19 protein-coding genes are annotated in these 24,569 nt (G+C 59.2%); 4 read left to right on the forward strand and 15 right to left on the reverse strand.

Features of this window, described 5'->3' with window-relative positions; all coding sequences use genetic code 11:
- Nucleotides 1–52: 52 nt before the first annotated feature.
- The gene (locus tag GXP70_RS16440) at nt 53–901 is read right to left on the reverse strand and encodes an undecaprenyl-diphosphate phosphatase (RefSeq protein WP_162357825.1); all 849 of its coding nucleotides are present in this window, start codon (nt 899–901) and stop codon (nt 53–55) included.
- A gap of 300 nt (nt 902–1,201) precedes the next feature.
- Between GXP70_RS16440 and GXP70_RS16445 the strand changes: the two genes are divergently transcribed.
- Both GXP70_RS16445 and GXP70_RS16450 read left to right on the forward strand, forming a co-directional pair.
- On the forward strand, nt 1,202–2,221 hold the full coding sequence (locus GXP70_RS16445) for a glycosyltransferase family 4 protein (RefSeq protein ID WP_162357826.1): 1,020 nt from the start codon (nt 1,202–1,204) through the stop codon (nt 2,219–2,221).
- Nucleotides 2,222–2,247: 26 nt separating this feature from the next.
- A complete protein-coding gene (locus GXP70_RS16450) occupies nt 2,248–3,306 on the forward strand; it encodes a lysylphosphatidylglycerol synthase transmembrane domain-containing protein (RefSeq protein WP_162357827.1) in 1,059 nt (352 codons plus the stop codon).
- 829 nt (nt 3,307–4,135) lie between these two features.
- On the opposite strand, the gene GXP70_RS16455 is transcribed toward GXP70_RS16450, so the two are convergent.
- From GXP70_RS16455 to selD, 6 genes are all read right to left on the reverse strand, one after another.
- Nucleotides 4,136–5,338 (reverse strand): glycosyltransferase family 4 protein, encoded by a 1,203-nt coding sequence (locus tag GXP70_RS16455; protein WP_162357828.1) that lies wholly within the window; start codon nt 5,336–5,338, stop codon nt 4,136–4,138.
- 130 nt (nt 5,339–5,468) lie between these two features.
- The gene (locus tag GXP70_RS16460; RefSeq protein WP_225442870.1) at nt 5,469–6,095 is read right to left on the reverse strand and encodes a phosphatase PAP2 family protein; all 627 of its coding nucleotides are present in this window, start codon (nt 6,093–6,095) and stop codon (nt 5,469–5,471) included.
- A gap of 492 nt (nt 6,096–6,587) precedes the next feature.
- Entirely contained in the window at nt 6,588–7,274 is a 687-nt protein-coding gene (locus GXP70_RS16465; protein WP_162357830.1) for a response regulator transcription factor, read from the reverse strand.
- Nucleotides 7,275–7,280: 6 nt separating this feature from the next.
- Nucleotides 7,281–8,747, reverse strand: a complete 1,467-nt coding sequence (locus tag GXP70_RS16470) for a sensor histidine kinase (protein ID WP_162357831.1) — start codon at nt 8,745–8,747, stop codon at nt 7,281–7,283.
- A gap of 190 nt (nt 8,748–8,937) precedes the next feature.
- Entirely contained in the window at nt 8,938–9,981 is a 1,044-nt protein-coding gene (gene mnmH, locus GXP70_RS16475) for a tRNA 2-selenouridine(34) synthase MnmH (RefSeq protein WP_162357832.1), read from the reverse strand.
- A gap of 30 nt (nt 9,982–10,011) precedes the next feature.
- Nucleotides 10,012–11,061, reverse strand: a complete 1,050-nt coding sequence (gene selD / locus GXP70_RS16480; protein ID WP_162357833.1) for a selenide, water dikinase SelD — start codon at nt 11,059–11,061, stop codon at nt 10,012–10,014.
- Between the two features lie 411 nt (nt 11,062–11,472).
- On the opposite strand from selD, the gene GXP70_RS16485 reads away from it, so the two are divergent.
- A complete protein-coding gene (locus GXP70_RS16485) occupies nt 11,473–13,530 on the forward strand; it encodes a hypothetical protein (protein WP_162357834.1) in 2,058 nt (685 codons plus the stop codon).
- A gap of 407 nt (nt 13,531–13,937) precedes the next feature.
- Here the strand turns inward: GXP70_RS16485 and GXP70_RS16490 are convergent, their stop codons facing one another.
- The 5 genes from GXP70_RS16490 to GXP70_RS16510 form a co-directional block, all read right to left on the reverse strand.
- Nucleotides 13,938–15,389: a serine hydrolase domain-containing protein gene (locus tag GXP70_RS16490; protein ID WP_162357835.1), complete on the reverse strand. Its 1,452-nt coding sequence runs from the start codon at nt 15,387–15,389 to the stop codon at nt 13,938–13,940.
- A gap of 71 nt (nt 15,390–15,460) precedes the next feature.
- Nucleotides 15,461–16,216 carry a phytanoyl-CoA dioxygenase family protein gene (locus GXP70_RS16495; protein WP_162357836.1) on the reverse strand — a complete coding sequence of 252 codons (756 nt, stop codon included), beginning with the start codon at nt 16,214–16,216 and terminating at the stop codon, nt 15,461–15,463.
- 257 nt (nt 16,217–16,473) lie between these two features.
- Entirely contained in the window at nt 16,474–17,619 is a 1,146-nt protein-coding gene (locus tag GXP70_RS16500) for a hypothetical protein (protein WP_162357837.1), read from the reverse strand.
- Between the two features lie 485 nt (nt 17,620–18,104).
- A complete protein-coding gene (locus tag GXP70_RS16505) occupies nt 18,105–19,475 on the reverse strand; it encodes a helix-turn-helix domain-containing protein (protein WP_162357838.1) in 1,371 nt (456 codons plus the stop codon).
- Between the two features lie 212 nt (nt 19,476–19,687).
- Nucleotides 19,688–20,686 (reverse strand): zinc-dependent alcohol dehydrogenase, encoded by a 999-nt coding sequence (locus tag GXP70_RS16510; protein WP_162357839.1) that lies wholly within the window; start codon nt 20,684–20,686, stop codon nt 19,688–19,690.
- A 211-nt stretch (nt 20,687–20,897) separates the two neighbouring features.
- Between GXP70_RS16510 and spoVB the strand changes: the two genes are divergently transcribed.
- Nucleotides 20,898–22,451, forward strand: a complete 1,554-nt coding sequence (gene spoVB / locus GXP70_RS16515; protein WP_162357840.1) for a stage V sporulation protein B — start codon at nt 20,898–20,900, stop codon at nt 22,449–22,451.
- 169 nt (nt 22,452–22,620) lie between these two features.
- Here spoVB and GXP70_RS16520 read toward each other — a convergent pair whose 3' ends face one another.
- The 3 genes from GXP70_RS16520 to GXP70_RS16530 all read right to left on the reverse strand — a co-directional run bounded on the left by GXP70_RS16520 (nt 22,621) and on the right by GXP70_RS16530 (nt 24,558).
- Nucleotides 22,621–23,241 (reverse strand): NUDIX hydrolase, encoded by a 621-nt coding sequence (locus GXP70_RS16520; RefSeq protein ID WP_162357841.1) that lies wholly within the window; start codon nt 23,239–23,241, stop codon nt 22,621–22,623.
- Nucleotides 23,242–23,255: 14 nt separating this feature from the next.
- On the reverse strand, nt 23,256–23,822 hold the full coding sequence (locus GXP70_RS16525; RefSeq protein ID WP_162357842.1) for a class I SAM-dependent methyltransferase: 567 nt from the start codon (nt 23,820–23,822) through the stop codon (nt 23,256–23,258).
- 175 nt (nt 23,823–23,997) lie between these two features.
- Nucleotides 23,998–24,558 carry a cob(I)yrinic acid a,c-diamide adenosyltransferase gene (locus tag GXP70_RS16530; RefSeq protein ID WP_162357843.1) on the reverse strand — a complete coding sequence of 187 codons (561 nt, stop codon included), beginning with the start codon at nt 24,556–24,558 and terminating at the stop codon, nt 23,998–24,000.
- Between the last annotated feature and the right edge of the window lie 11 nt (nt 24,559–24,569).

The raw sequence follows: 24,569 nt of genomic DNA on the forward strand, positions 1-24,569 counted from the left end.
CAGGCGGATATGCGTTTCGAGCGCATGCTTCTGCCGAAATTCCGGCAGCATACTAGGCGCTTAACAGCAAGTAAGCAAGAAATACGGCCGCCAGGACGAACCGGTAATAAGCGAATGGCGCGAGCTTCAGCTTCTCGAGCAGCTTCAAGAACGTCAATACGGCAAGCAGCGCCACGACGAATGCGACGATGAATCCCGTCGCGAAGAAGCCGGCATCCGAAGCCGTCAACGTCCCGTGGCTCTTGAGCAGCTCGTAACCGCTTGCCGCGATCATCATCGGGATGGCGACGAGGAACGAGAAATTCGTCGCCGCCCGGTAACCGACGCCCGCGAGCAGCCCGCCCGCGATCGTCGCGCCCGAACGCGAGAAGCCCGGCCACAGCGCCAAGCACTGGAACAAGCCGATCAGCAGCGCCTGCTTGTACGACAGCTGATCGATGTCCTCGGCCTGCACGGCGGCCTGTTTCTTCTGCCCGAGCAGCATGAACAGCCCGCCGAGCACCAGCCCCGCCAGCACCGTATACGGCGAGAACAAGTACGACTTGATGAATCCGTGCAGGATCAAGCCAAGCGCCATTGCAGGCAAACAAGCCAGGATCACATGCAGCACATTCAGCTTCCGGGCCGCTTTCCCTTCCGCAGCTTCCGGCGCGTCCTCGCCGCTGCCCGGTCCCGGCCCTGGGCCGCCTAGCCCGAGCAAGCTCAGAATCCGTCGCCAATAAACGATCGCGACCGCCAGAATCGCGCCGAGCTGGATGACGATTTCGAACGTATCGGCTTTCTCCCCCGTAAACCCGAGCAGCTTGCCGGTCAGAATCAAGTGACCCGTCGAGGATACCGGCAGAAACTCCGTCAGCCCTTCCACGATGCCTTGGATCACGGATGTAACGATGTTGGACATGAGTGCATGTTCGCTCCCTTCGAGGTTGAGCCCTATCGGACTACTACCACTGTAGAAGCAAATCCTCAACCCGATATGAAACGACTATTAACATTTTCTTAACTGATCGTCGCGAATGGATGCCGGCAGCGATGGACAAGCAAGTCAAACCCAGAACCGGCCTGCATTTGCCGCAGCTTCATGCCTGTTCGCGTTTAAAATCGGCGGCCATAATATGGTAAATGTACGTTTGTGCATATCCGGCCGTTTTGTGTATGATGTCTGCAGGAATATCAAGCTGCTTGCAAAGGGGAATGCGCAATGCCGGTGATCAATATGCTCTCTTCCGCCCACAAGGTGAAGGGCCAAGGGGTGCTGTCCGCTTATATCGAGCAGGTGAACCTCGTTGAAACAGGGCTCCAAGACACGTACCGGGTGACGAGGAACCGCTTGTTCCCGGGCGCGATCAACCACTATCATACGATCGACCTGAAATTCTATCTCGGCCTCTTCTTCGCGAATCGGGTCGGCACGACGGTCGCGTACGTACACTTCGTGCCCGAGACGATCGAGGAGAGTTTGAAGCTGCCGCCGGTGATCAAAAAAATTTTCTATTCCTACATGATCCGTTTCTATAAATCGGTCGACCATATCGTCGTCGTGAACCCGTATTTCGTCGACGTGTTGAAGACGTACGGGATCGAGGAGCGCAAAGTGACCTACATCCCGAATTTCGTATCGGAGGAACGCTTCTATCGTTATCCGGACGAGCGGATCGCGGAACTTAAGCGCGGACACGGCTTGCCGGCGGATCGGTTCGTCGTGCTCGGCGTCGGACAAGTGCAGACCCGGAAGGGCATTCTCGATTTCATCGAGGTAGCGAAGCGTCTCCCCCATATTCAATTCATCTGGGCGGGAGGCTTCTCGTTCGGGGCGATTACGGACGGGTACAAGGAACTGAAGAAGATCGTCGAGCAACCGCCGGCCAACGTACGGTTCCCCGGCATCGTCGGCCGGGACGAGATGAACGATTATTACAATATGAGCGATCTGATGTTCCTGCCCTCGTACAACGAGCTGTTCCCGATGTCGATTCTGGAGGCGCTGGCGCTGAAGAAGCCCGTGCTGCTGCGGGATCTGGAGTTGTATCCGGCAATCTTGTTCGATCATTACTTGAAAGGCGATTCCATCGAGACATATGTCCGGGCCATCGAATCGCTGCAGGAGAAAGGCGCGGCGTACGAGAGCTGGAGCGAGCGGGCATGGCAGTGCCACGACTATTATTCCGAGCAGCGCGTGCTGGCATTGTGGAAGCAATTCTATGATCGCGTCGGCTCTTGACGGCCGCCATGAACGGGAGTTAGCGAATGAACACGAAACGCTTCAATTTGAAACGCTTCAAGGCGAAATGCTTCAATGTGAAATTCTTCAATGTGATCGTCGTCGTCGTAACGTTCGGCATCTTCCTGTCCTTCTTCCTGTTCCATCAGGGCACGGAATCGATGATGAAAGCGGTTCGCGGCTTGCACCTCCGGTGGCTGCTGCTCGCGGGCGCCGCCATGTTCCTGAGCTGGATATGCGAAATGCTCGCATTGCACACGATACTCGTCAGCAAGCTTCGTATCCGGAGCGGGCTGCTGCGGTCGCTCAAATTCCAGATGATCGGGCAGTTCTTCGGCGCGATCTCGCCATTCTCGGCCGGCAGCCATCCGGCGCAGCTGTACGCGATGACGAAGAACGGCATTCCGGCGGGGGAAGCCGGATCGATTCTGATGATCAAGTTCATGATCCATCAAGTCATCAACATCGCCATCCTGATCGTCTCGCTGCTCTGCATGTTCCGTTATTTCAACGCGAAAGTACAGTACTTCTCCTATCTGTGCGGTCTCGGGCTTGCCGTCCATATCGGCGTCTTGATCGTTACCGTGCTGTTCTGCGCGAACCCGAGGCTGTCCGGGCGCCTGCTCGCAGCCGTATGCGGCGGCTTGGCGCGCGTCAGGCTCTTGAAGAACGCGGAAGCCGCGCGCAGCAAGATGGAGCGCGAACTGATCGACTTTCACCGCAGCGCTTCGTTCCTGAAGCAGCGGCTCGGCATGTGCGTCCGGGCGTCGCTGTTCACGCTGCTGCAATACGCCGCCTTCTTCAGTATGCCGTACTTCGTATATCGCAGCTTCGGACTGCACGAGGCGGATATGTGGACGATGCTGAACGCCCAGATCTTCCTGTTCAATTTTATGGCGGTCATCCCGCTTCCGGGCGCGGCGGGCGGCGCCGAAGGCGGCTTCTACTTCATCTACAGCCTGTTCTTCGCATCGAACTCCATCCTGCCGGCGTTGTTCGTCTGGCGGATCCTGTCCTACTATGCTTCAATCGCGGTCAGCAGCTTGTTCACGCTGCTGCTGCCGAATGCGAAAAGCCGCTCATGAACGGATCATGAGCGGCTCAGCTTGTAGGGAAACCCGCGTTTTTTATAAACGCTGGGATTCTTTTTTATGTTCGAATCTGTCCAGGGGCTTCGAAGGGACGTCCATCCCCCTGTAACCTTCCTTTCAAGACGGAGGGCAATCGCATTCATGTTCTGGACAGCTGCGGGAATATGCGCCTGTTCGGTTGCAATCCGCAGCTCCCGCGAACGGCAATAGCCCCGCAAACGGCAATAGCGAAACCCGTGGAGCTCATTGGCATCCGCGAAGCTTCGCTCTATGGGCTCTTGTCGTTTGCGGTACAATGCCGCCTATGCGCATGTAGGGTAAGGAAAGGATCCACCCCAGACAAGCGGACACAGGTTCCGTTATTGTGGTGAAATCGGGATTTTCGGGGGAGTGCCCGGACACAGGATCCGTTAATGCGCCAGAATGACATCGAAAACAGGCAAATCGGCCGATATTACGGATCTCCTGTCCGCGAACACACGAAAACACGTGCCGAAGAAGCGAATAGCGGATCTCCTGTCCGCTTCCTTGCATCGGCGGATGCACCGTGATGCGCCCTCATGAAACCGGCGGGTTCGAAGCGGTACCCGTGATCCACCCCACGCCGGGGAAGCGCCGGCAGGATCTGCTCGTGCGCCAGGTCCTATAGTCACGAGCCTGCTCTATGCAGCGTATAGGTTTCTCAACAATCTGATCCGCTCATGAGCGGATCATGAGCGGTTTTTCTATAGCATCTTTCGCTAGACGCCTCGCTTGTCGGAACGCTTGATGCCTCGCTGGACACTTAGCTTGTCGCAACGCTTGACGCCGCCTTCGGCGCCCTCTATCTCCTTCTAACGATCAGCATGAGCCGTTTCGTGAACGGCACCCGCGCTTCCCTGTTGGCGCGCAGCACGCCCATGTACGTGTCCAGGACATGATTCGCGAATACGCCGCTTGAGTACTCGTTCGCTTTCGACAGCGCATTGGCGCTCATTCGTTCCCGCAGCCCTTCATTCTCGAGTATCGCCTGGATGCAGGCCGCGAATTCGGCGGGCTCCTTGTACGCGTACCCGTTGAAGCCCTGCTCGATGACGCCGTCGATGCACGGATCGTATTTGCACACGACAGGACAGCCGCTGCTGAGCGCTTCGATATAGGTCAGTCCCTGCGTCTCGCTGGTGGAAGCGTTGACGAAGATATCCGCCAGCTTGTAATAGTGCCTCACCTCATCCGGGGGCACCATGCCCGTCATGACGACATGCTTCTCCAGTCCGAGCTGCCGGATCCGTGCTTCCAGCACGCCGGCGTACGGCCCGTCGCCGACGACGAGCAGCTTGACGCGACGATGCTTCGCGATAACCGCGGGCAGCAGCGTCAGCAGCTCGCCGATGTTCTTCTCTTCCGCGATCCGCCCGATGAACGCCAGCAGCCGGTCTCCTTCGCGTATGCCGTGCTTCGCCATGATGGCCTGCCGCTCTTCGGGAGCCGACGGCTGCCGGAACCGATCGATCGCGATGCCCGTCGGGATGACGTGGATCGGCTTGCGGACGCCGTAGCCGAGCAGCGTCTTGCGCGTCTTGTTCGTCGCCGTAATGATGCCGTCGAGCGGGTTCAGCATCTTCTTCGTAATGATGGCCGACACGTTCTTCGATAGAATGCCGCCCCACAAGTAGTCCAAGTAATTCTCGTACATCGTATGGTACGTGTGCACATGCGGGATATTCAGCTTATGCGCGATGGAACGGGAAGCGAGCATCATGGAAAATTCGGTTTGCGAGTGGATGATGTCCGGTCCCCACGAGACGACTGCCCGCACGAGTTTGCTGAAATACGGAAACGCGACTCTCGCATCCGGATATACGCCGGCGCGGGCCGACCTCATGTAATAGACATCGCCTTCGATCCGGTCATTCCCGGTATGGGACAACGTCAAGATGCGAACGTCATGGCCGGCCTGCTTCAATTCGGCGTACAAATGGTTGACCGAGACGACGACGCCGTTGATGACAGGAGAATAGGTATCCGTCGTTATTAATATTTTCATCCTTCCATCCTCCTGCAAGTGAGCGGATTGTGCAACGATAAGCGCGCATGGCGGCAACGTTCCACCTTGAAGCGTTCCATCTAAACGTTCCTTCAGACTCGTTCCTTCAGAATCATTCCATCTAAAGCATTCAATTCGAAGCATTCCATTTGCTGTCCTTGGATTGCCGCCTCGGCTTCACGCGCGCGAACCGGCCCGTCGCTCGAAAGACCAGCTCGCCGATCGCGATGCCCGAGGCGACGTCGGCAAGCACATGCTGCTTGATGAACAGCGTCGACAGAATGATCAGCCACGCCATGACGGCGGCCGCGATGCGGACGGGACGGGACAAGATTCCCGAAGCCCGCAGCAAGACGTAGCTCGTAATAACGTGAATGCTCGGAAACCCGTTGTACGGTTCGTCCAGCTTGTATGTGATGGGGACGAAATAGTTCCAGCCTTTGCCGAGCGCCGGACGCGGAACATGCGTAGGGTATGCGAGAAAGATCGCGTTGGCCAGCAGGATGCCGACGCAGACCGCGGCAAGCGCCCGGTAATAGGCCTTTCGGTCGTTCCGGAAAATCAAGGCGAGGACAAGCAACAGGAACGGGTACCAGAAAAAATAAAAGACGGAAAACGCCGGTACGAACGGCGTGACGCGGTCCAGATGCGTCGCAAGCACATGTTCGACCGTTCGCTCGTGATTCTGCCAGGAATACAACAGGCCGATGAGCGGTATCGACAACAGCCATAGCAGCGGAGCCTGCCTGCGCAGCATGTTCAAGCGGCTTCCCCCTTCCGGATATGCTGGTATAGAGCGTCTTGGCAGCTGATATAGAGCGCCTTATGAGTTCGTTGTTATCGAGTCCAATGGTATAGAGACCGTTGATATAGGGTGCGTTAGTTAGTATAGCGTGCGTGGATATAGAGCTCGCCTTCGAGGCATGCCTCGGCTTCCAAGGCAGACGACAAGCCGCATCACTAATAAAGGACACCTGCTGGGTGCCCTTCACGGTCGGATCAGACACGCCGCATGTGCTTATTAGCCTACTGTACGACGAAGATATTAAAATTACATAAACGCGTTATTAATTTTCGACTAAGTTTCCTGTTGCTGTACGTCATGCGGTTTCTGCGGCTGCTGCGGTTTCTGGCGCGGCCAACGCGAACAAGCCTGACCGCCGGATCAGGCTTGTTTCTTGCATAAGGTTAAGGTTGGATCCAGGCGAGCTGCATGCATCAGCAGCAGCTTATGCACCCGTTCGGTACATTAATCCTTGAACCGGTAACCGCTCCCCCATACCGTCTCGATGTACGTCGGGTTTGCCGCATCCGCCTCGATTTTCTCGCGGATTTTGCGAATATGCACCGTTACGGTTTGCAAATCGCCGAGCGCGTCGATGCCCCAAATCCGCTCGAACAGATGGTCCTTGCCGAATACGCGGCCGGGATGGCTGGCCAGGAAATAGAGCAGGTCGAACTCTTTCGTCGTCAGCACGGCTTCTTCCTCGTTCACGAGCACCTTCCGCGAATCGGGATCGATGAACAAGCCGCGGATCTGAATATCCTTCTTCGTCTCCTTCTTGCCGATCAGCCGCTCGTATCGCGCGAGATGCGCCTTGACTCTGGCAACCAGCTCGGCCGGCTTGAACGGCTTCGTGATATAGTCGTCCGCTCCCAGCCCCAGGCCGCGAATGACGTCGATGTCCTCCCGCCTCGAAGTGACCATCAGGATGGGAATGTCCTTCTGCTCCCGGATGCCTCTGCACACCTCGAAGCCGTTCATCCTCGGCAGCATCACGTCCAGAATGATCAGGTCGTACGCGCCGGTCAAGCTCATCTCGAGTCCGGACGGGCCGTCGAGCGCCATGTCGACTTGAAAATCGTTGATCTCCAGATAGTCCCGCTGAAGCTCCGATATCGACACGTCGTCTTCGATCAATAGAATCCTCTTCATCGTTCATCAGTCCCTTGGCAGAATGGGCATCTTCAATGTAATCGTCGTTCCGATATGTCGTTCGCTGGCAGCGGCGATGATGCCGCCATGCCCCTCCATGATCTGCTTGGCGATGGCAAGGCCGAGCCCGCTCCCGCCCGTATGGGCGCTTCGCGATTCGTCGACGCGATAGAACCGTTCGAAAATATGCCGCAGCGCATCGGGTTCGATGCCGATGCCGTTATCCGCCAATACCATGACCGCCGCGTCGTTCTCGCGGTAGACGTTCAGCGTGATCATCTTGCGCGGCTTATCCATATAGCGGATGCTGTTCTGGACAATGTTGTTGAGCACGCGCTTGAAATGATCCCGATCCAGGGAGACGTATGCATCGGGCCCGAGACGGATGCTCGCATGGAACGCGATTCCCTGCTTCTCGAGCTCGAATTGCAGCTCTTCCTTCCAGTCGGCGAGGAACGGCGCCAGGGACACCGCTTCGAATTGAAACGGCAGCCGGTTCATGTCCAGCTTGGAGTACAGGAACAGCTCGCCGATCAAATGATCCAGCTCATCGGCCTTGAGCGCGATCGTCCGCATGTATTTGGCATTCTTCTCCGGCGTATCCGCCACCCCTTCCAGAATGCCGTCGATATAGCCCCGGATCGCCGTCAACGGCGTCCGCAGATCGTGAGAGATATGCGCGAGCAGCTCCTTGCGGTTCTCCTCGTACTGCAGCTGCACGCGGATCGATTGCTGCAGGCGGGAGCGCATCTCTTCGAACGCGACGCCGAGCTGGCCGATTTCGTCTTTCCCGGCGACCTGCATCCGGAAATCCAGATTCCCTTCCTTGATCTCGCGGGCCGCATCCCGCAGCGCCTGCAGCGGACGAATGATCCGTTTGGACATGAACGTCGTCAGCACGATATGCGTCAGGACAAGCACGAACAGCAGCGAGATGAACAACGTCGGAAAATATTTGCGGATGAAATACGTGACCGGATCGATCTTCGTAATGATGAACACCGTATCCCGCTCGTTGGCCTTCACGCCGAAATCGACCTGCATATATAAGTAATTCGCATCATCGATCTTCCGCACCGGGTATTGACTCAAGCTGCCCGGCCTTTTGAACGGCGGCAGTCCTTCCAGCAGCTCCGGCGTTTGTTCCATCGCTTGCGAACGGTACGTGAGCGTATCGTTCAGCCGCACGGCCAAGCCGGAGTCGTTAAACTTCAGCTCCGCCGTCATCTCGTCGAAATAATTGCTGTCCGTCAGCAGACCGGGCTGGCGTTCGATCGACCGCTTAATTTCCTTGGCGATATGTTCGATGTCTTCGTGATCGAATTTGTCCTCGGTCGTATGGTATACCCCGATCAGATTCTGCAAATCCCCGCGGTAGAATAGCACCATCAGGAAGGAGATCAGGATGATCGACACGAGCGGTATGACGAGCATCGCCGCATAAGACAGCAGCAGCTTCAATCGAATGGACATGCGGGGACGCTCCTCCTCGAAACGCGGTTGATGGCGGCGGTCCGCATCATCAGCATAAACGCAGATTCTAAATGAACGATGAACCGCTTCTTAAATTTCTATTAATTCGCGGCTGCGCTTGGGCGGTACGATCCTAGACGAAAAATGACTCCTCGCATAGGAAGGAGTCATCTTCGGGAGTAACGATACGCTAGCGCGACCCGATCATATCCCGCATGACGCTTTCGACATCCCGGTAGGCATCGTCTACGTTACGCGCCTGAATGATATGGTCCGGCTTGATCTCGTACTGCTGCGACGAATGCCGGTATTTCGGATCGTAGTAGTGCGTAAGCAGCAGCTCGACCGCCGTCTCGTACGATTCTTTGTCCAGGCAGGATTGAATTTCATGCGCGACCGGCGTATGGATCCTCGCTTTAATGAATTGGAACGCGCGTTTGCACGCTTCCGGCTGCTCCCACGGCTTGTAATCGTCCACGATCTGCCGCACGCGTTCCTCCAGCGGCAGATCGATGAGAATCGCCAGCCCCTGCTCCTTCTTGCCGATGATCAAGTCGGGCAGCACGACTTTGCCGATTCTGCGGCTCTCGGCCTCGAAGGCGACCACCGGCTGGCCGGCATACGCCCATAGCTGTTCCAGCAGCAAGCCGTCGAACATTTTCTGGTTGCTGGCACGGAGGCCGAGCTCGCCGAATACCGAGCCGCGGTGGCCCGCCATTCCTTCCAGGTCGATCGCCGGATAGCCGTCCTCCTGCAGCCTGCGCAGGAGGACCGTCTTGCCGCAGCCGGTATTGCCGTGCAGCACGAGCGCGCGCGGGGCGTATTCCATCGTCGCCAGATGATGGACGACCCATTGCCGGTAAGCGCGATAGCCGCCGGTCAGCCGGTCGGCTTCAAGCCCCATAAGCGAGAGCAGCGTTGCGGACGTCTTGCTGCGCATGCCGCCCCGCCAGCAGAAGACCGTTTTCTTGCCGGGAATGGCGGCGAATTGCTTGATGAACGCCGGCAGCTTGGCCGATACGATCTCAAGCCCGCGCGCCTTGGCCGCTTCGACGCTGACTTGCTTGTACAGCGTTCCGACCTCGGCCCGTTCGTCGTCGTCGAACAGCGGAATATTCAGGCTGCCGGGTATGGTCGCCAACGCATACTCGGATGGCGACCGGACGTCGATCGTCGTGACCGCGCCTGCGTCTTTCAGCTTCCGCCATTTGTCCAATGCGATTTCTTGAAACATACGATTGCTCCTCGCTGATGTCCGCGCCGCTTAAGGCCGTACGGTAATATGCCCCTTGCCCTCGGCGACTTCGCCGATCAATCCCGCTTCCACGCCGGCAGCGATCAGTTCCCGGTGCAGCGCTTCCGCTTCGTTCGCCGCCACGGCGATCAGCAGACCGCCGGACGTAACGGCGTCGCACAGAATCCATTGATCGATCTGATCCATGTCTTCCGGGAACGTCACGCTATCGCTGATATGCTTGTAATTGTTCTTCGTTCCGCCGGGAACGCAGCCAAGCTCGGCTAATTCTCGCGTTCTTGGCAGTACGGGCACCGCATGACGGTGAATCGTGATTTCCGCCTGGCTGCCTTTGGCCATCTCCAGCGCATGGCCGAGCAGGCCGAAGCCCGTAACGTCCGTGCAGGCATGGACATCGTACTTGTCCATGATTTCGGCCGCCGTCTTGTTCAGCGTAGCCATGACCTTCGTCACGCGCGCCGTCTCTTCGGGCGAGAGCCTGTCCTGCTTGATCGAAGTCGTCATGATGCCCACGCCGATCGGCTTGGTCAAGATAAGACGGTCGCCCGGCTTCGCGCCGGCATTGGTCCGGATACGATCCGGGTGGATGGTGCCCGTCACGGCCATGCCGAACTTCGGCTCCTTGTCGTCGATGGAATGGCCGCCGAGCAGCGTAACGCCCGCTTCCTTCGCTTTGTCGGCCGCGCCGCGCATAATGTCGGCCAGAATTGCCTTGTCCAGCGTCGCAATCGGGAAGGCGACGATGTTCAAGCCGGTCAGCGGCTTCCCGCCCATCGCATAGATATCGCTGATCGCGTTGGCGGCGGCGATTTGGCCGAACGCGTACGGGTCATCGACGATCGGCGTGAAGAAATCGACCGTCTGCACGATCGCCAGCTCATCGTTCAACCGGTATACGCCCGCATCGTCGCTGGTGTCGAGGCCGACGAGCAGATTGGGGTTGCGCTCCGCCGGGGGCAGCGTCCGGATGACCTGTTCCAGGTCCGCCGGTCCGATTTTGCAGCCGCAGCCGCCCTTGCTCGACAGCGAAGTTAATTTGACGCTAGTATCAGCACTCATTCGTTCATCCTATCCTCTCCGGTAGTTCTGGTGGGACTCTCGATTCTTCTTGACTATCTCATAATCCTACCGCAATTCGTAGCGTGAATCAAATCTCGCTCCCCCCTCCCGGCGGCCGGAAAGCCGCATCCCGCTTGCGATTTCGACGCCTGTTTGTTGAAAAATGTCGGCAGGCCGAAAGAACGGATCGTCCCGAAACCGTGCCGGCGCCGCCTCGGAAATTGGTTCCTGCAAATAGGGTCATTTCCCTATGTACGCCCGAAAATGCGAACGGCATAATAAGCTTGCGCCGCGAAAAGGAAACGTTTGGATATTTATTCGTCGTGCATGTCGCTGCAGCTCGCTGCAATGTCAGAATGCAAGGAGGGAATTTACAGTTTCAGGTAAAATCATTTAAGGAGGCCCGCGATTGTGGATATATTTGACAAATGGTTCATCAGGCCGCAACTGAATCGTCATGTGCGACGGCAGGCTTGCCTGCTCGCCGCGCTGCTACTGTTTCTACTCGGATTGACCTTCCTGCAAGCGAGCCCGGCCGCGGCTGCGGTATCGGTTCCCAAGCTTGCCGGCGTTGCGCCTGCCGCTAATGCGCTCGTGCCGGACAGCTTCCTCGTCACGCTGACGGTGAATTCGTCCGTGCCGGTCAAGGAAGTAACGGCTTCGGTGGGCGGGCTGGCCGCGGTCAGCTTAACGAAACAAACGGCGGCATGCGGCAGTTCCTGCGAATACCGCGGCATGCTGGATATCTCCTCGCTACCGTGGGGCGCGTTCTCGCTGCAGCTGTCCGCCGTCGACGTCGACGGCACCGCGAGCGCTCCTTTCAGCCTTGCGCTGAAGCATAACAATCCGCCGAAATTGCAGCCGGCCTCCCCGCTGCCCTTTGACGTTGCGGATCCGAATCTTGCCGTCAGCCTGCTGTGCTCGGACGATGATCCGGACGGCTGCTCAGCCGTGAAGATGAGCATTAACGGCACGCTGCTCGCGCAAGGGACGGCTTCGATCGATCAGACGATCGCGGCGGACAAGTGGCTTGGCCAGCAAGCAACCGTCCAGCTGAACGCGACGGATGCGAGCGGCCTTACGCTGAATCAATCGTTCCCCATCTACGTCGAAGCGAGCGACAAGCTGACCGTCGTCGCCCATGAACAAGGGCTCGTGCTCGATTCCGATGCGAACCGCACGTTGATCTGGAATGCATACGACCACCGGCTTCGTATCCATCACCGGGATACGGACGCATGGGAGACGCTTCCGCTGCTCGTTCCCGAGAAGACGGATCTGAACGTGCATCTGACGCCGGACGGCGCGATGGGCGGCGCATTGGACGCGAGCAGTCAAGGGCTTCCGGACGGTTATTATCAGCGAGGGCTCGACCCGTACGGCACCTATGTGAACTTTGAATGGCAAAACGGCGCGCTGGAGCCGCTCGATGCGGCAGACATCCGCGTGAACGGCCGCTATGCCGTCTATCGCGCGCCAGGTTCGGGCTTGCGCGAGCTGTTCATTACGGACACGCTGACGGGCAGCGAACAATTCGTCGGATTCACCGACAGCTACGATTATGCGCTGGACGAGGATGGCACGGTCGTGTATGCAAACGGCGGTCAATTGTTCCGTTATGCGAACGGCGCGGCCGAGCAGGTTACGCAAGACGGCAGCTACGCTTATTCGGCGCCGGTCATGGACGGCGATACGCTGCTCTACGCCCGAACGAATCGGTCGACGAATGCGTCCGAGCTTGTCCTTCGCCGGACCGGCGGCGAGACGGTTCTTCCCGGGGCGACCGTCGTTCCCGGCGATTATATGACGGCCGGAGGCTGGACGGCGTACACCGTTATGACCGCGGAAGGTCAGAAGCAGCTATGGCTTCGCTCTCCTGAAGGCGAAGACGAGCGCCTGACGCCGACGAGCACGAGCGGCAGCCGGCTGATCGCCGTCTCTCCTGCCGGCGACGCGGCCTTCACCTTTGACGGCAGCATCTACCTGAGCCGCAGCGATGCGGCTGGCCGGCAGCCTGCCGAGCAGATCGTGAGCGATAAGGCGACCATGTTCTGGCGCGACGGCTGGCAGGCGTATCTCGGCACGGTCTGGTATGAAGTGACGGGGACGGCCGTCGATCCCGGGACGGGTTCCGGAGAGGACCCGGATCCGGGACAGAATCCCGACCCGGGGGATAATCCGGATCCCGGGCAGAATCCCGATCCGGAGGATAACCCGGACCCCGGACAGAACCCGGATCCTGGCGAGCATCCGGATCCCGGCGGTAATCCGGATCCCGGGCCGAGCGCAGACATTGACGGCAACGGCGTCATCAATATGAAGGACGCGATTGCCTTCCTACGCGCGTTCGGTACGAAGCAGGGCGAGCTGCATTACGATCCGAAAGCGGATTATGACGGCGACGGCGCGATAGACATACAGGATGCGTTCGGCTTCGCGAAGCTGTTCATGATCTCGCTCAAGCCGTAAGATGCTATTGAAATGCCGAAGAAGCCTGCGAGCATCGCAGGCTTCTTGCTGCCTCAATAAGTTAGACGCCGTATGTGTTGAACGGAGCGTTTCTCCTCCGGGTCTAGCGGACAGAGAATCCGTTATTCGGCGCAATCGGACCTATGGGGTAAGCGATCGGACACAGGTTCCGTTAATGTCCCCGAATGGCATCAAAAACAGGCTAATCGGTGGATATAACGAATCTCTTGTCCGCCAACATACGAAAATACGCGATTATCAATTGAATAGCGGATCTCCTGTCCGCGTCCTTGCTCCGACAGACGCACTGCGACCCAGCCGTCTTCATGATGGCTGAGTCGTGATGGCTGGGTCGTGATGGCTGGGTCGTGACGCGGATCATAGGCGATCGAATGGACGATCGGACTTCAAGCCGTGACCAGCCGTTCGCCGCGAATGGCGACATGGCACGGTTCCCACTCCAAGCACACGTTGGACGTCACCTCTAGGCTGAGCAGCGGATCGTCCAATCGACAGACGAAGCGGTACGCGAATGCCGTCTCCACGAACAACAGCCGGAATTCCAGCGTATGCGGGTCTTGCCACGAGAAGCTGCCTTCGACCGGCTGCTCGGATTCGAGGCTCCATGCCGCGAAACGAACGCGGCTCGGCTGCCAGCTGCCGCGCCCCAGCCGGATACGCTGTTCGCCGAAGACGTTGCGCAGGACGCAGATCGCATGGCGATCCTCGAATCGCCATGCGATCGATTCGATCTGCAGATGGCCCGGCTCCATCCGGTACGTCCGATCTTGAATGACCGCTTCGATCGGGGAAGCCGTTTCCGCCTGCGGCTCATCGAAGCGAAACGCCCGCAGCCGCTCGGCGAGCGCGGTATTCCCCTGCTCGTCCGCCGCCAATGCATCAGGCGAGAAGGCGGGCAGCAGCGTCTCCCATACCGTATTCAGCAGCCCGTGCTTGTCTTCGGAGCCCGAAGTCAATACGAGAACCGCTTCCTGCTCCGGCATCACGACGCACATTTGGCCGAAAGCGCCGTCCGCCCGGTAGGCGCCGTGCCGGCAGCGCCAGAACTGATAGCCGTAGCCTTGCGTCCAATCGTTGTCCGGCTCGCTGCCGTTCGCGATGTGAAACCGGGTTGCCTCCCGGACCCACGCTTCGGTCAGCAGCCGCCGGCCTTCCCACTCGCCGCCCTGCAGATAGAGCTGGCCGAATTTGGCGATGGCTTCGGTCGTAAGACGAAGCCCCGAGCCTCCGACCGTCACGCCGTGCGGGCAAGTCTTCCATGACGTCCCTGTCATGCCAAGCGGAGCGAACAGACGCGGAACGAGATAATCGTGCAGCGTCTGGCCCGCCACGCGCTGCAGAATGGCCGAAAGCATGTAGGTCGCGGGGGTGTTATAGAAGAAATGCGTTCCGGGAACATTCGGCACGGGAGCGGCCAGAAACCGTCTGACCCATCCGTCCTCCCCCGGCGTCCAGTCGTCGATAGCTTCCGTTTGTCCCGTGCCCATCATCAGCAAATGCCTGATCGTCATGGCCGCCAGATTCGGCGAAATCGTCTCCGGGCGCTCGTCCTCGAAGAAATCGACGACCTTGTCATTCAATGTCAGGAAGCCTTCGGCTTCGGCGATTCCGATCGCCGTCGCGGCAAAGCTCTTGGACATCGAGTAGAGCTCATGCGGGTGCTCCGGTCCGTACGGCGACGACCATCCCTCGGCCGCGACCTGTCCGCGCCGCAACAGCATGAAGCCGTGTACCTCGAACCCCCGGTCCCGGACGGCGTCCAGGAAACCGGCGATCGCGCTGGATGCGATGCCTTGCGCTTCGGGCGTCGACCTCGGCAGCGCGCAATGAAGCTTCATGGTAAATTGACCTCCCTATATGGGACTGCTAGGTTAGCAATGCGATAGCTTAATAGCCGCGTATGCGCCGTTTAGCCGTTCATGATGGAACGAATGCCCGGCCAGTGCAGCCAAATGTCCTTCATCGGGGCTCTCCAGTCCTGATTATGCTCGGTATGCTTCACGCGGAAGAAGATCGCGTAGCGCGGGAACGGCGATGCGTTCTGGGCGACGCTGTGCGCAAGCTGGTAATGAACGAGGAACACGTCCCCGGGCTCGCCGAGCGTCTGGACGGGATCCGGCAGTTCGACCGGCGGCATACCGTTCAGGAGCGCTTCCGGCCCATGCTCCCTGAAATACGATTCATACTGCGTATGCGTGCCCGGCCAGACGGTGAAATTGCCTGCGTACTGCTCGCGAACCGGACTGAGCAGCACGCCGACCAGCATCGTGAAGTTGCCGATCGTGCCTTCTTTCACGCCGTTGGTCGGCGAATACATACCGTCCAGATGCGGCCTGGCAACGGCCGGAGGGTCCTGTAGCGACGGGAATCGCAAGGCGATCTGACCGGCGTTCACGGGAAGCGCGCTGCCTTCCCCGAGCAAGTCCTCAACCAGCGATTTGACGGGCGTATCGTTGAACAGCCCGGAGATCGGCGACTGGGCTTGCAGCTCCGGACAGAATGACTGGGCGCGATACGTTTGCATTTGCGCCGGATCCATGCCCTGTCCTACCGAATGATTGATATGCTTCACCGCATGGTCGACCATCAATTTGGGAATAACGCCGGGCACGTGAATGTACCCGTTCTTCAGCATGGATGCCTTCTGCTCGAACGTTAATTTCATGTGACGATACCTCCAAAACATAAAGTAGGAATGCGTTCCTCTTACACATTCCACCTTCTGCCAGCTTCTCCTGCCCTCAGAACATAAAAAAACTTCCGGTCTTGCGACCGGAAGCTTGGCGTTGTACGAAATAGGCAGCTGAAGCGATTGACGTTGGATGACGCCGTTTGGAACGAGGCGGCGTTCAATGATCCCATAGGAATCCAGGCAGCTGCGAGTTCCCAACCGCTGAAATGGTCTCGCGAGCGAGCCTAGCGTCAAGGCGCGTCGTCCAGGAGAGAGTCGATGATGCGCAGTAATCGTCCAGCTAATTTGACGCTGTCGGCATAGGCGGCCGCGGCCAGCTTCTGCCGTTCGGCGATCGCCTTCCGCTTCGCGGCGCGTGCCGCCTGGCCGGCATCATAGCTGTCCGCGTCATAATCGTCCTCGGCCAGGACAAGCCCGTCCGAGAGCGCCAGCCTGGCGATCGGCCTGCTATCCGCGAGCAGCGCATGCATGTCGGACAAGTCGGCGGGCTCGATGGCACGGCGAGCGCCTTTGTGCGGATTGCTGGCAAGCAGCCGATCCGCAAGCTCCGCGAGCGCTTCGTAATCCGCTGCGGATACGGGCGCGGACTGTTCGATACCGTCCTCGCTGTCCAGCGCCGCGTTCAGCCTATCGTGCAGCCGCTGAAGCTTCGGCAGCAGCTCCTCCCGATTCTCGCCCGGATCGGTATCGAGCTCCGCCAGCACATCCACCGTGGATTCCGCCTCGATGCTGGGGCGATACGTCGTCCGCCTCTCGATCAGCGCCTCGGCGATTAACGGCAGCGCAATGCGGGGCGCTTCTTTCGCGAATCGCTTCCGCAGCTCCGCCGTCATGCCGCCTTCATAGCTCAGGCCGTCGTCGCCTTCCAAGCGAAACAGCTTCTTGGCAGGATGAAAGCCCTGCAGGCTGCCTCTAACCTTCAGGTAAACGGAATCGACACGCGTTTCTTCAATATATGCCGCGGCGGCATTCAGCTGCTCCGGACGCAGCTCCGTTTCGCCCGCGAGGCCTGCGGGCGTCGCCAGCTCGACGACGATCGGCGCGCGCAGCTTCGACAGCGTGCTCACCAGCTTGCCATACGCCAGGACGGCCGAAGCTGGAAGAGCTCGCAGCGCGGATCGCAAGCCGACGATATCGCGGGTGTCCTGCGCCAGCGCGAACAGCCGCTGCACGGCTTGCGAGGCTGGCGTCATGCCGAACAGATCGGCCACGGCGGACGATGCAAGGCGAATGCCGTCATCGCCGCTCCCGATCAAGTCGAAGGCGTTGTCCCGCCGAATGGCCGCGCTCGCCTTTCCGCCCGCTGCCGAGCATCGCGAATCCAGCGGGTAGATCGCGCTGCGAACGGCTTCCGCCAGTTCCAGGCTGTCCGGCAAGGCCGGCGCTCCTGTGCGTTCGTCCGCAGCAGCATTCGCGGTTTCGTTACTAGCCTCATTCGTAACTTCATTATTAGCCGCGCTAATAGATTCATTAGCAGCTCCACTGCTGCCGTCATGAATGGCTTCAATGGAAGATTCTTTCATCGATTCAGGGATGGACATATAGAATCCGATCACATCGCGTCCGCTTTCGAAGGCTTCCATAGCGGCGGATTTCCAGTTAGGGCGTGACAAGATGCTCACCTCGGCGCAACTTAAGAGTACAGAAGCCATTATACAGGTTCATTTCTCAACTAGCTATATGCAACGATAGAACCGCTGGTATAAACCGCTATGGCAAACGCTATGGCCGCGTCCGCCGCCAGACAGCGCGAAAAGGCCGGAATCCCCCGATGGGACTCCAGCCTTCCGTGATTCGTGAACGAATCGCATACGAACGCGATCCTACAGGCAACAGGAAACGGATGCACGTTCTCGTCGGCCTATTCGGCCTTGCGCGCTAACGTCCGGCTCAGCATGCGGCGCACTTGCTTCTCCAGCGTTTCCTTGTTCAGGAACGGCGCGAGCTCGGACAGCCTGTCGGCGCCAAGCTCGCCGATCGTTACATGGTCCATCAGCTTCTCCAGACTCTCCTTGGACAGGAAAGGCGCCAGCTCGACGACTTGATCGAATCCGACATCGCCATCGACGGCTTTGTCGACAAGGCGGTCCAGCGTTTGCCGGCCGATGAACGGCGCCAGCTCCTGGACATAGCGCCATTCGATTCGGCCCGCCTCCGCCTGCTGCACGAGCTGGTCGATATGCTCGGCGTTCAGGAACGGAGCGATACTGACGAGTTCGCGGATATCGAGCGTGCCGCCCGCCGCTTTGCCCACCAGCCGGGCCAGCGTATCCCGGCGGATGAAAGGGGCCAGCTCTTGCACGAACCGCCACTCGATCTTGCCGTCCTCCGCCTGCCGCACGAGCTGGTCGATATGCTCGGTGTCCAGGAACGGAGCGAGGCTGACCATTTGACGAATATCGAACGTACCGTTCGCTGCCTTGCTCACCAATCGGGCCAGCGTGCTCCGGCTGATGAACGGCGCCAAGCTCTGCAGCACGTCGCCGTTCAGCCGGCCGTCTTCGACGTAGCCGATCATTTCGTCAATCGTGTCGCTTCCCAGGAACGGCGCCAGATCCATGATCGACCGCAAGCTTGGGTATTCGCCGTCCGCTTCTTCGGCTTCCTCGTGCGGCTGTTCATCCTTGTCAACGGATTCTCCGATCTCGCCGGCTTCGGCGCTGTCGACGGCTTCAGCGGCTCCCGGTGCTTCCAATGCTTCAAGCGCTTTCAATCCTTCAAGCGCTTTCAATCCTTCAAGTGCGTCCAATGCTTCCGGTGCTTCCAATGCTTCAAGAGCTTTCAGTCCTGCGCCGCTTACGCCCAGTGACGTATCTGCGACGGCGTCCACCGCTTCCGCAGTAACGGCATCCTGCTTTGCGACCGGCGTCGCTTCCATGCTCTCGGCTGACGCCGGTGCCGCCTCTTGGCTCACAGCCGCCTCGTTTGCCGTATCGGCAGCGGCTTCTACCTTTAGGAGCGCTTCCCGCTCCGGTGCAGCCGGTACGACGGCCGGCGCTTCCTGCGCTTGCGCCGGCACGATCCGGCTTTCGCCGGCGAGCAGCTCGTCGATCGAGATCCCGAGCAGGCGGCCGATGGTCGGCAGCAGACCGATATCGGGCATCGATTCCCCCCGTTCCCACTTGGATACGGCTTGGTGACTGACATTGACCTTCATGGCGAACTCCGCCTGCGTCATGCTTTTTTCTTTTCTCAACGTCGAAATGTATGCGCCGATCTTCCGAATGTCCATCTATTGAACGCCTCCGCTTGCAAGAATGTACAGTGCGCACTGTCTGGGTACAGCATAGCAAACCGACCGGTCCCGATCTATCAAACGTCAGTTGAACAAGCAGATTCAACCGGCGGTTGAATCTGCTTCTGCGCTGCCAACGCCCGATATCCCTTCATTCTCCGGCCGTTTGCCAGCTTCACCGGACAGTCCTGTATGGCAGTCGTCGGACCTTAATCTTGAACGACGATCGTTTTGAGCAGCCCGCCCGCGCCTTCGACGACTTGTCCGAAGACGCCGGGAACTTCCTCCATCGCGAAGCGATGGGTGACGATCGCCATCGGGTCGATCGCGCCTTGCGCCATGAGCCGCTGAACCGCTTCGCCGTCCTTCATTCCGGCATAGAGCGAAGCCGTGATTTGGATATGCTTGCCGATCAGCCGGCTCGATTGAAATTCGAACCGCGCCCCTTCGCCGATGACCACGATCGTTCCGCCGATGCGCAGCGCCCCGAACGCCAGCTCGTAAGAAGCCGCTTTGCCCGAGCATTCGACGACGTAGCCGACGCCTTCGCCGCCGCTCCACGTCCTCAGCCGTTCCTCCGTATCCTCGCCCGGCTTCAGCGCGATTTCGGCCCCCATGCGGATGGCCGCGGCGCGGCGTTCCTCGATGGGATCGACGGCGGCGACCTTCGCGCCGCGCAATACGGCTAGCGCAGCCGCGGCAAGCCCGATCGGCCCGCAGCCCGTCACGGCAACCCGGTCGCCTTCGCCGATCGACGTCCGCGACAGGGCGGCGTAAGGCGTACCCCAATTGTCGAAGATGAGACTTCCCGCCTCGTATCCGATCTCGGGCTCGAGCGGCAAGCAATTCCGTTCCGGTACGGCGATCTTCTCCGAGAAACCGAACCCCATATGCGTAATCGGCCGGGCGCATCTGACATATGCCCCTTCCTTGCATGCTTTGCATACGCCGCAGCCTTTCACGTTGTTGACGGCGACGCGATCGCCCGGCTGCAGCCGAACCACGCCGGGACCCGCCTGCGCGACGATGCCCGCGACCTCGTGTCCCGCCACGTAATCGGAATGCTCGGTCACATGCCAGCACCACTTGTCCGAGCCGCATATACCGCAGGCTTTCACGTCAACGATCACTTCGCCTTCTCCTGCCTGCGGCTCCGCGACGTCGACCAGTCTTAAATCCTGCGGGCCGAACGCTTGTATTTGTTTCATGAATGAATCCTCCGCGTGTCTAATCGATCGGCCGTTCGAACAGAAATTCATCAACGGCGCTTATTCCTACTATAAGCATGTCGGCCGCGAATGAAAAGGCCTTCTTGACGCCCGGCGGGACAGGCTTGCGACAGGCTGCGCCGAAGCTCGTTCGCATGCTTTTCCGATTGATGAATACATTAAAGTATTCGATAACCAGGAGGATCAAGCTATGGCACAACCTGAGCGATCATTCATGAGAGGGACGCTGGCCCTGTCTATCGCCGCTTTCATCAACCGCATTCTCGGCTTTATCAGCGGCATGTTCGTCGCGCGCGTACTGGGCGCCGAAGGAATCGGGCTGCTGATGATGGCCCATCCGCTCGTCCCGCTCGTCATCACGATCACGGAGCTCGGCCTGCCGGTCGCGATCTCCAAGCTGGTCGCGGAGGCGCAGGCGCAGGGCAACCGGAACAAAATCAGGCGCATTCTACATGTCTCGCTGGTTGTCACCGGAGCGCTCAGCGTAACGCTGACGGCCGTATCGCTGCTCGGCTCGCATTGGATCGCGTCTCTCCTGCTCAGCGACAAGCGCGCGTATTACGCGATGATCGCGATTACGCCGATCGCGCCGATCGTGGCCGTGTCCGCCGTGCTTAGGGGGTATTTCCGCGGGATACAGCAGATGCGGACGATTGCCGCCTCCGACGTGCTGGAGCATACAGTGCAGATTGCCTGCGTCCTGGCGCTGGTCCATGTGCTGATGCCGTACGGCGTCGCGTATGCCGCCGCCGGCGCGATGGCCGCATCGGTCCTGAGCGAAGCGACCGGCCTGTTGTTCCTCTTCGCCAGCTACAAGCTGCGCGGCGAGCAGAAGACCGCCGGAGAGACGTGGGCGGCCCACTTGAAGCAAGGCAAGGGCACGCTGAGCGAGCTGCTGAAGATCGGTCTGCCGACCACCGGACAGGGCGTCGTCCAATCGCTGTACGGCGCGTTTCAGCCTTTGCTCATTTCTACGAGCTTGGCGATGGCGGGCATCAGTACCGCGCTCGCGACGAAGCAGTTCGGCTTATTGGCCGGGTACGCCTTCCCGCTGCTGTTCATGCCGAGCTTCATCACCCAGTCCTTGTCCACGGCGCTCGTGCCCGCGATCGGCGAAGCCTCGGCGAACAAGAACGGGCTGCTCATGCATGAACGCATGAACCAGGCGCTTCGCCTCGGCCTGTTGATCGGCGCGCCCGCGACCGTCATCCTGTTCGTGTGGGCGACGCCGCTCACGACGCTCATCTACGGTTCGCCGGAAGCGGGCATGCTGCTCAAAATATTAGCGCCGATCTTCTTCCTCCATTATTTCGACGCCCCGCTTCATGCGATCCTGCTGGGGCTCGGCCGCGCGAGCGCGACGCTGTGGAATTTCACCGCGGCCACGGCGTTCAAAGCGGTGTCCATCTTCGTCTTCGGCAGTCAGTTCGGCATCGTCGGCGTCGCCTTCGGCATCGGGGTCGGCATCGTCATGCAGACGCTGCTGAACTTCTTCTCGATTTCCGGATCGATCGGCATCTATGTCCCGATCCAGCCCTACATCAAGGTCGGCATCTGCATGACGTTCATGGCGCTGTGCGGACAGGTCATCATGGACTTCATGACTTCCGAGCTCGGACTGTCGCAGCTATGGAGCGTCATCGGTTCCATCGCGTTGGCGCTGCTGCTTTATTTCGTTGCCCTGCTGACCTCGAATACGCTGCATTGGAAAATCACGCGCCATACGATCGGCATCCGCTGGTAACGGCCGGCGTTACCCATTCTTGGTTCGTCATCGCCGGCAATCGCGCGAATCCCGATGCGCGGCGCGGAACCCGACATGCGGAGCTTGCAAAGGTACAGCCAGCGTCAGGCAGGCTTACCCAGCGAATTCACGGATGCGCTCCAGTGGATCCGTGCTTCCGCCGAAAGCCTTAATCGAACAGCAGTCTGCGCTCCGGATGGCGCTTCATCTCGAACAGCGCCCGGATCTGTTCCGGCGTGTTGCGCTCCAGCGATAATTCAGGCAGCTCGTCTTCGCCGAAATAGCCGACTTCCGTCGTCTCCATGCCGGCGGCGGCTTGTCCGCCGCGCACGTCGCAGCGAATGAAGATTTTGTAGACGTGATTGGGAGACGGCGGATGCGCATGGAACTTCTTGTCCGCGATCCCGAGCAGTTCGGAAGCGGTCACGTCCAGTCCCGCTTCTTCCCGAACTTCCTTGACGACGTTCTCCTTGGCCGACAAGCCGATGTCCGCCCATCCGCCCGGCAGCGCCCAGGCGCCGTCCAGCCGTTCCTTGACGAGCAGAATCCGGTCCTCCTCGTCGATGATCACGCCGCGCACGTCCACCTTGGGCGTCTGATAGCCGGAGTCGCTTGCGAACAAGTCGCGGATCTTGGTTGTTTCGACATCGGTATACGCATGCATGATTTCAATGCTTAATGACCTTAATTGTTCGAAGCGCTCCAGATCGTACATATCCTTCGAGTAAGCGAGTCCCGCTTGGCTGATCGCTTGAATCTGTTTTGCCCAATCGAGCCATTTCAGCTGCATGGCATTCATCCTTTCTATGCTTGATGAGGCTTGACGGCATCGACGATCAAGGAAACGGACCGCAGGATGCCGTCTGCGTTTCGATGGTCGTAACGCAAGGAACGATAGACGAGGCCGTCGTCCTCGTTCCAATCGATGCTGTGGAACCGGCCTTGTTCATCGCAATATTCGAGCAGCTTGACCTGGAATCCTGCCGCCTCGAACATCGTTACGAGCGTCCGGTATGTATATACGATCCGATGGCTCGCCGCCGGATGGTCTGCCGGTCCCGGTCCGCCGACTTGAACGATGCGTTGATAAGCTTCATCGGGAAAATAGCCGTCCGGCACGGCGCAGCGCACATAACCGCCGGGCTTTAAGAAATCGAAGCAGCATTTGGCGGCGGCGACGCCTTCCTCGGCATCGAGATGCTCCCACACATGCTCCGCTACGACGGCATCGATGCCCGCCGCCGGGAACCGCGCCTCCCATTGCGGACGATTCAAAAGATTCAAGTCGCTTTCCTGCGTCTGAAGCCAACCCGGATTATTGTTGTAATCTCCTGCGCCGATGACAAGCTTCAATGGTTCGTATGCGTTCATTGTTCTCGCCCCTCCCTTATACGACCTTGTTCTCAGTGTAGCACAGCCGATCTGGGAATAAATGGATTCATATTCTTCGCGGATGGATTTATGTGACTAATCGCGAACAGTCCCGTAATAACGCAAGGAAGCCGCCGGAATGCCGTACCGGCGGCTTCCTTGCCCGTGTTCGCCGTTATGGCGTTTCGTCTTGATGCAGTCCCTGCTCCACAACCCCCTCTTGATGATTGACGAAGCGGGCGGCGACGAAGAGCAGATCGGAGAGGCGGTTCAGGTAGGTCAATACGACCGGACTGATGTCTTCTTCCTTCCATACGTCCACGGCCATCCGTTCGGCGCGGCGAACGACCGTCCTTGCCGCGTGCAGCGCCGCGCCGCATGGGCTCCCGCCCGGCAGAATGAAATTGCCGAGCGGCGGCAGCGCCGCCTCCAGCTCGTCGATCCGGTCTTCCAGCTCGCGGACATCCGCGTCCGTAATCGGCCAGGCGACCTTCATTCTCGTCGGCGTCGCCAGCTCCGCCCCCACATGGAACAGCTTCGTCTGCACGACATGCATCGTCTGCCGCAGCGGCGTCCATTCGTCGCCCTTCCCCAGCCAAGCCAGCGCCAAGCCGAGCATCGAATTGGCTTCGTCGCACGTACCGTAGGCATTGACCCGCGCGGAATGCTTCGAAATCCTCGTGCCGTACACCAAGCTCGTTTGTCCCTTGTCACCCGTTCGCGTATAGATTTTCACGGAAATCCCCC

The organism is Paenibacillus lycopersici, assembly GCF_010119935.1.
Taxonomy (GTDB): domain Bacteria; phylum Bacillota; class Bacilli; order Paenibacillales; family Paenibacillaceae; genus Paenibacillus_Z; species Paenibacillus_Z lycopersici.

Excerpts from the sequence above, each read along its gene's own strand:
- GXP70_RS16465 (WP_162357830.1), bottom strand. The coding sequence starts at position 7,274 with ATGAAGAGGATTCTATTGATCGAAGACGACGTGTCGATATCGGAGCTT.
- selD (WP_162357833.1), bottom strand. The coding sequence starts at position 11,061 with ATGAGTGCTGATACTAGCGTCAAATTAACTTCGCTGTCGAGCAAGGGC.
- GXP70_RS16525 (WP_162357842.1), bottom strand. The coding sequence starts at position 23,822 with ATGAACGCATACGAACCATTGAAGCTTGTCATCGGCGCAGGAGATTAC.
- GXP70_RS16510 (WP_162357839.1), bottom strand. The coding sequence starts at position 20,686 with ATGAAACAAATACAAGCGTTCGGCCCGCAGGATTTAAGACTGGTCGAC.
- GXP70_RS16455 (WP_162357828.1), bottom strand. The coding sequence starts at position 5,338 with ATGAAAATATTAATAACGACGGATACCTATTCTCCTGTCATCAACGGC.
- GXP70_RS16520 (WP_162357841.1), bottom strand. The coding sequence starts at position 23,241 with ATGCAGCTGAAATGGCTCGATTGGGCAAAACAGATTCAAGCGATCAGC.
- GXP70_RS16505 (WP_162357838.1), bottom strand. The coding sequence starts at position 19,475 with ATGGACATTCGGAAGATCGGCGCATACATTTCGACGTTGAGAAAAGAA.
- GXP70_RS16470 (WP_162357831.1), bottom strand. The coding sequence starts at position 8,747 with ATGTCCATTCGATTGAAGCTGCTGCTGTCTTATGCGGCGATGCTCGTC.
- GXP70_RS16460 (WP_225442870.1), bottom strand. The coding sequence starts at position 6,095 with ATGCTGCGCAGGCAGGCTCCGCTGCTATGGCTGTTGTCGATACCGCTC.
- GXP70_RS16490 (WP_162357835.1), bottom strand. The coding sequence starts at position 15,389 with ATGAAGCTTCATTGCGCGCTGCCGAGGTCGACGCCCGAAGCGCAAGGC.
- GXP70_RS16445 (WP_162357826.1), top strand. The coding sequence starts at position 1,202 with ATGCCGGTGATCAATATGCTCTCTTCCGCCCACAAGGTGAAGGGCCAA.
- GXP70_RS16495 (WP_162357836.1), bottom strand. The coding sequence starts at position 16,216 with ATGAAATTAACGTTCGAGCAGAAGGCATCCATGCTGAAGAACGGGTAC.
- GXP70_RS16440 (WP_162357825.1), bottom strand. The coding sequence starts at position 901 with ATGTCCAACATCGTTACATCCGTGATCCAAGGCATCGTGGAAGGGCTG.
- mnmH (WP_162357832.1), bottom strand. The coding sequence starts at position 9,981 with ATGTTTCAAGAAATCGCATTGGACAAATGGCGGAAGCTGAAAGACGCA.
- GXP70_RS16450 (WP_162357827.1), top strand. The coding sequence starts at position 2,248 with ATGAACACGAAACGCTTCAATTTGAAACGCTTCAAGGCGAAATGCTTC.
- spoVB (WP_162357840.1), top strand. The coding sequence starts at position 20,898 with ATGGCACAACCTGAGCGATCATTCATGAGAGGGACGCTGGCCCTGTCT.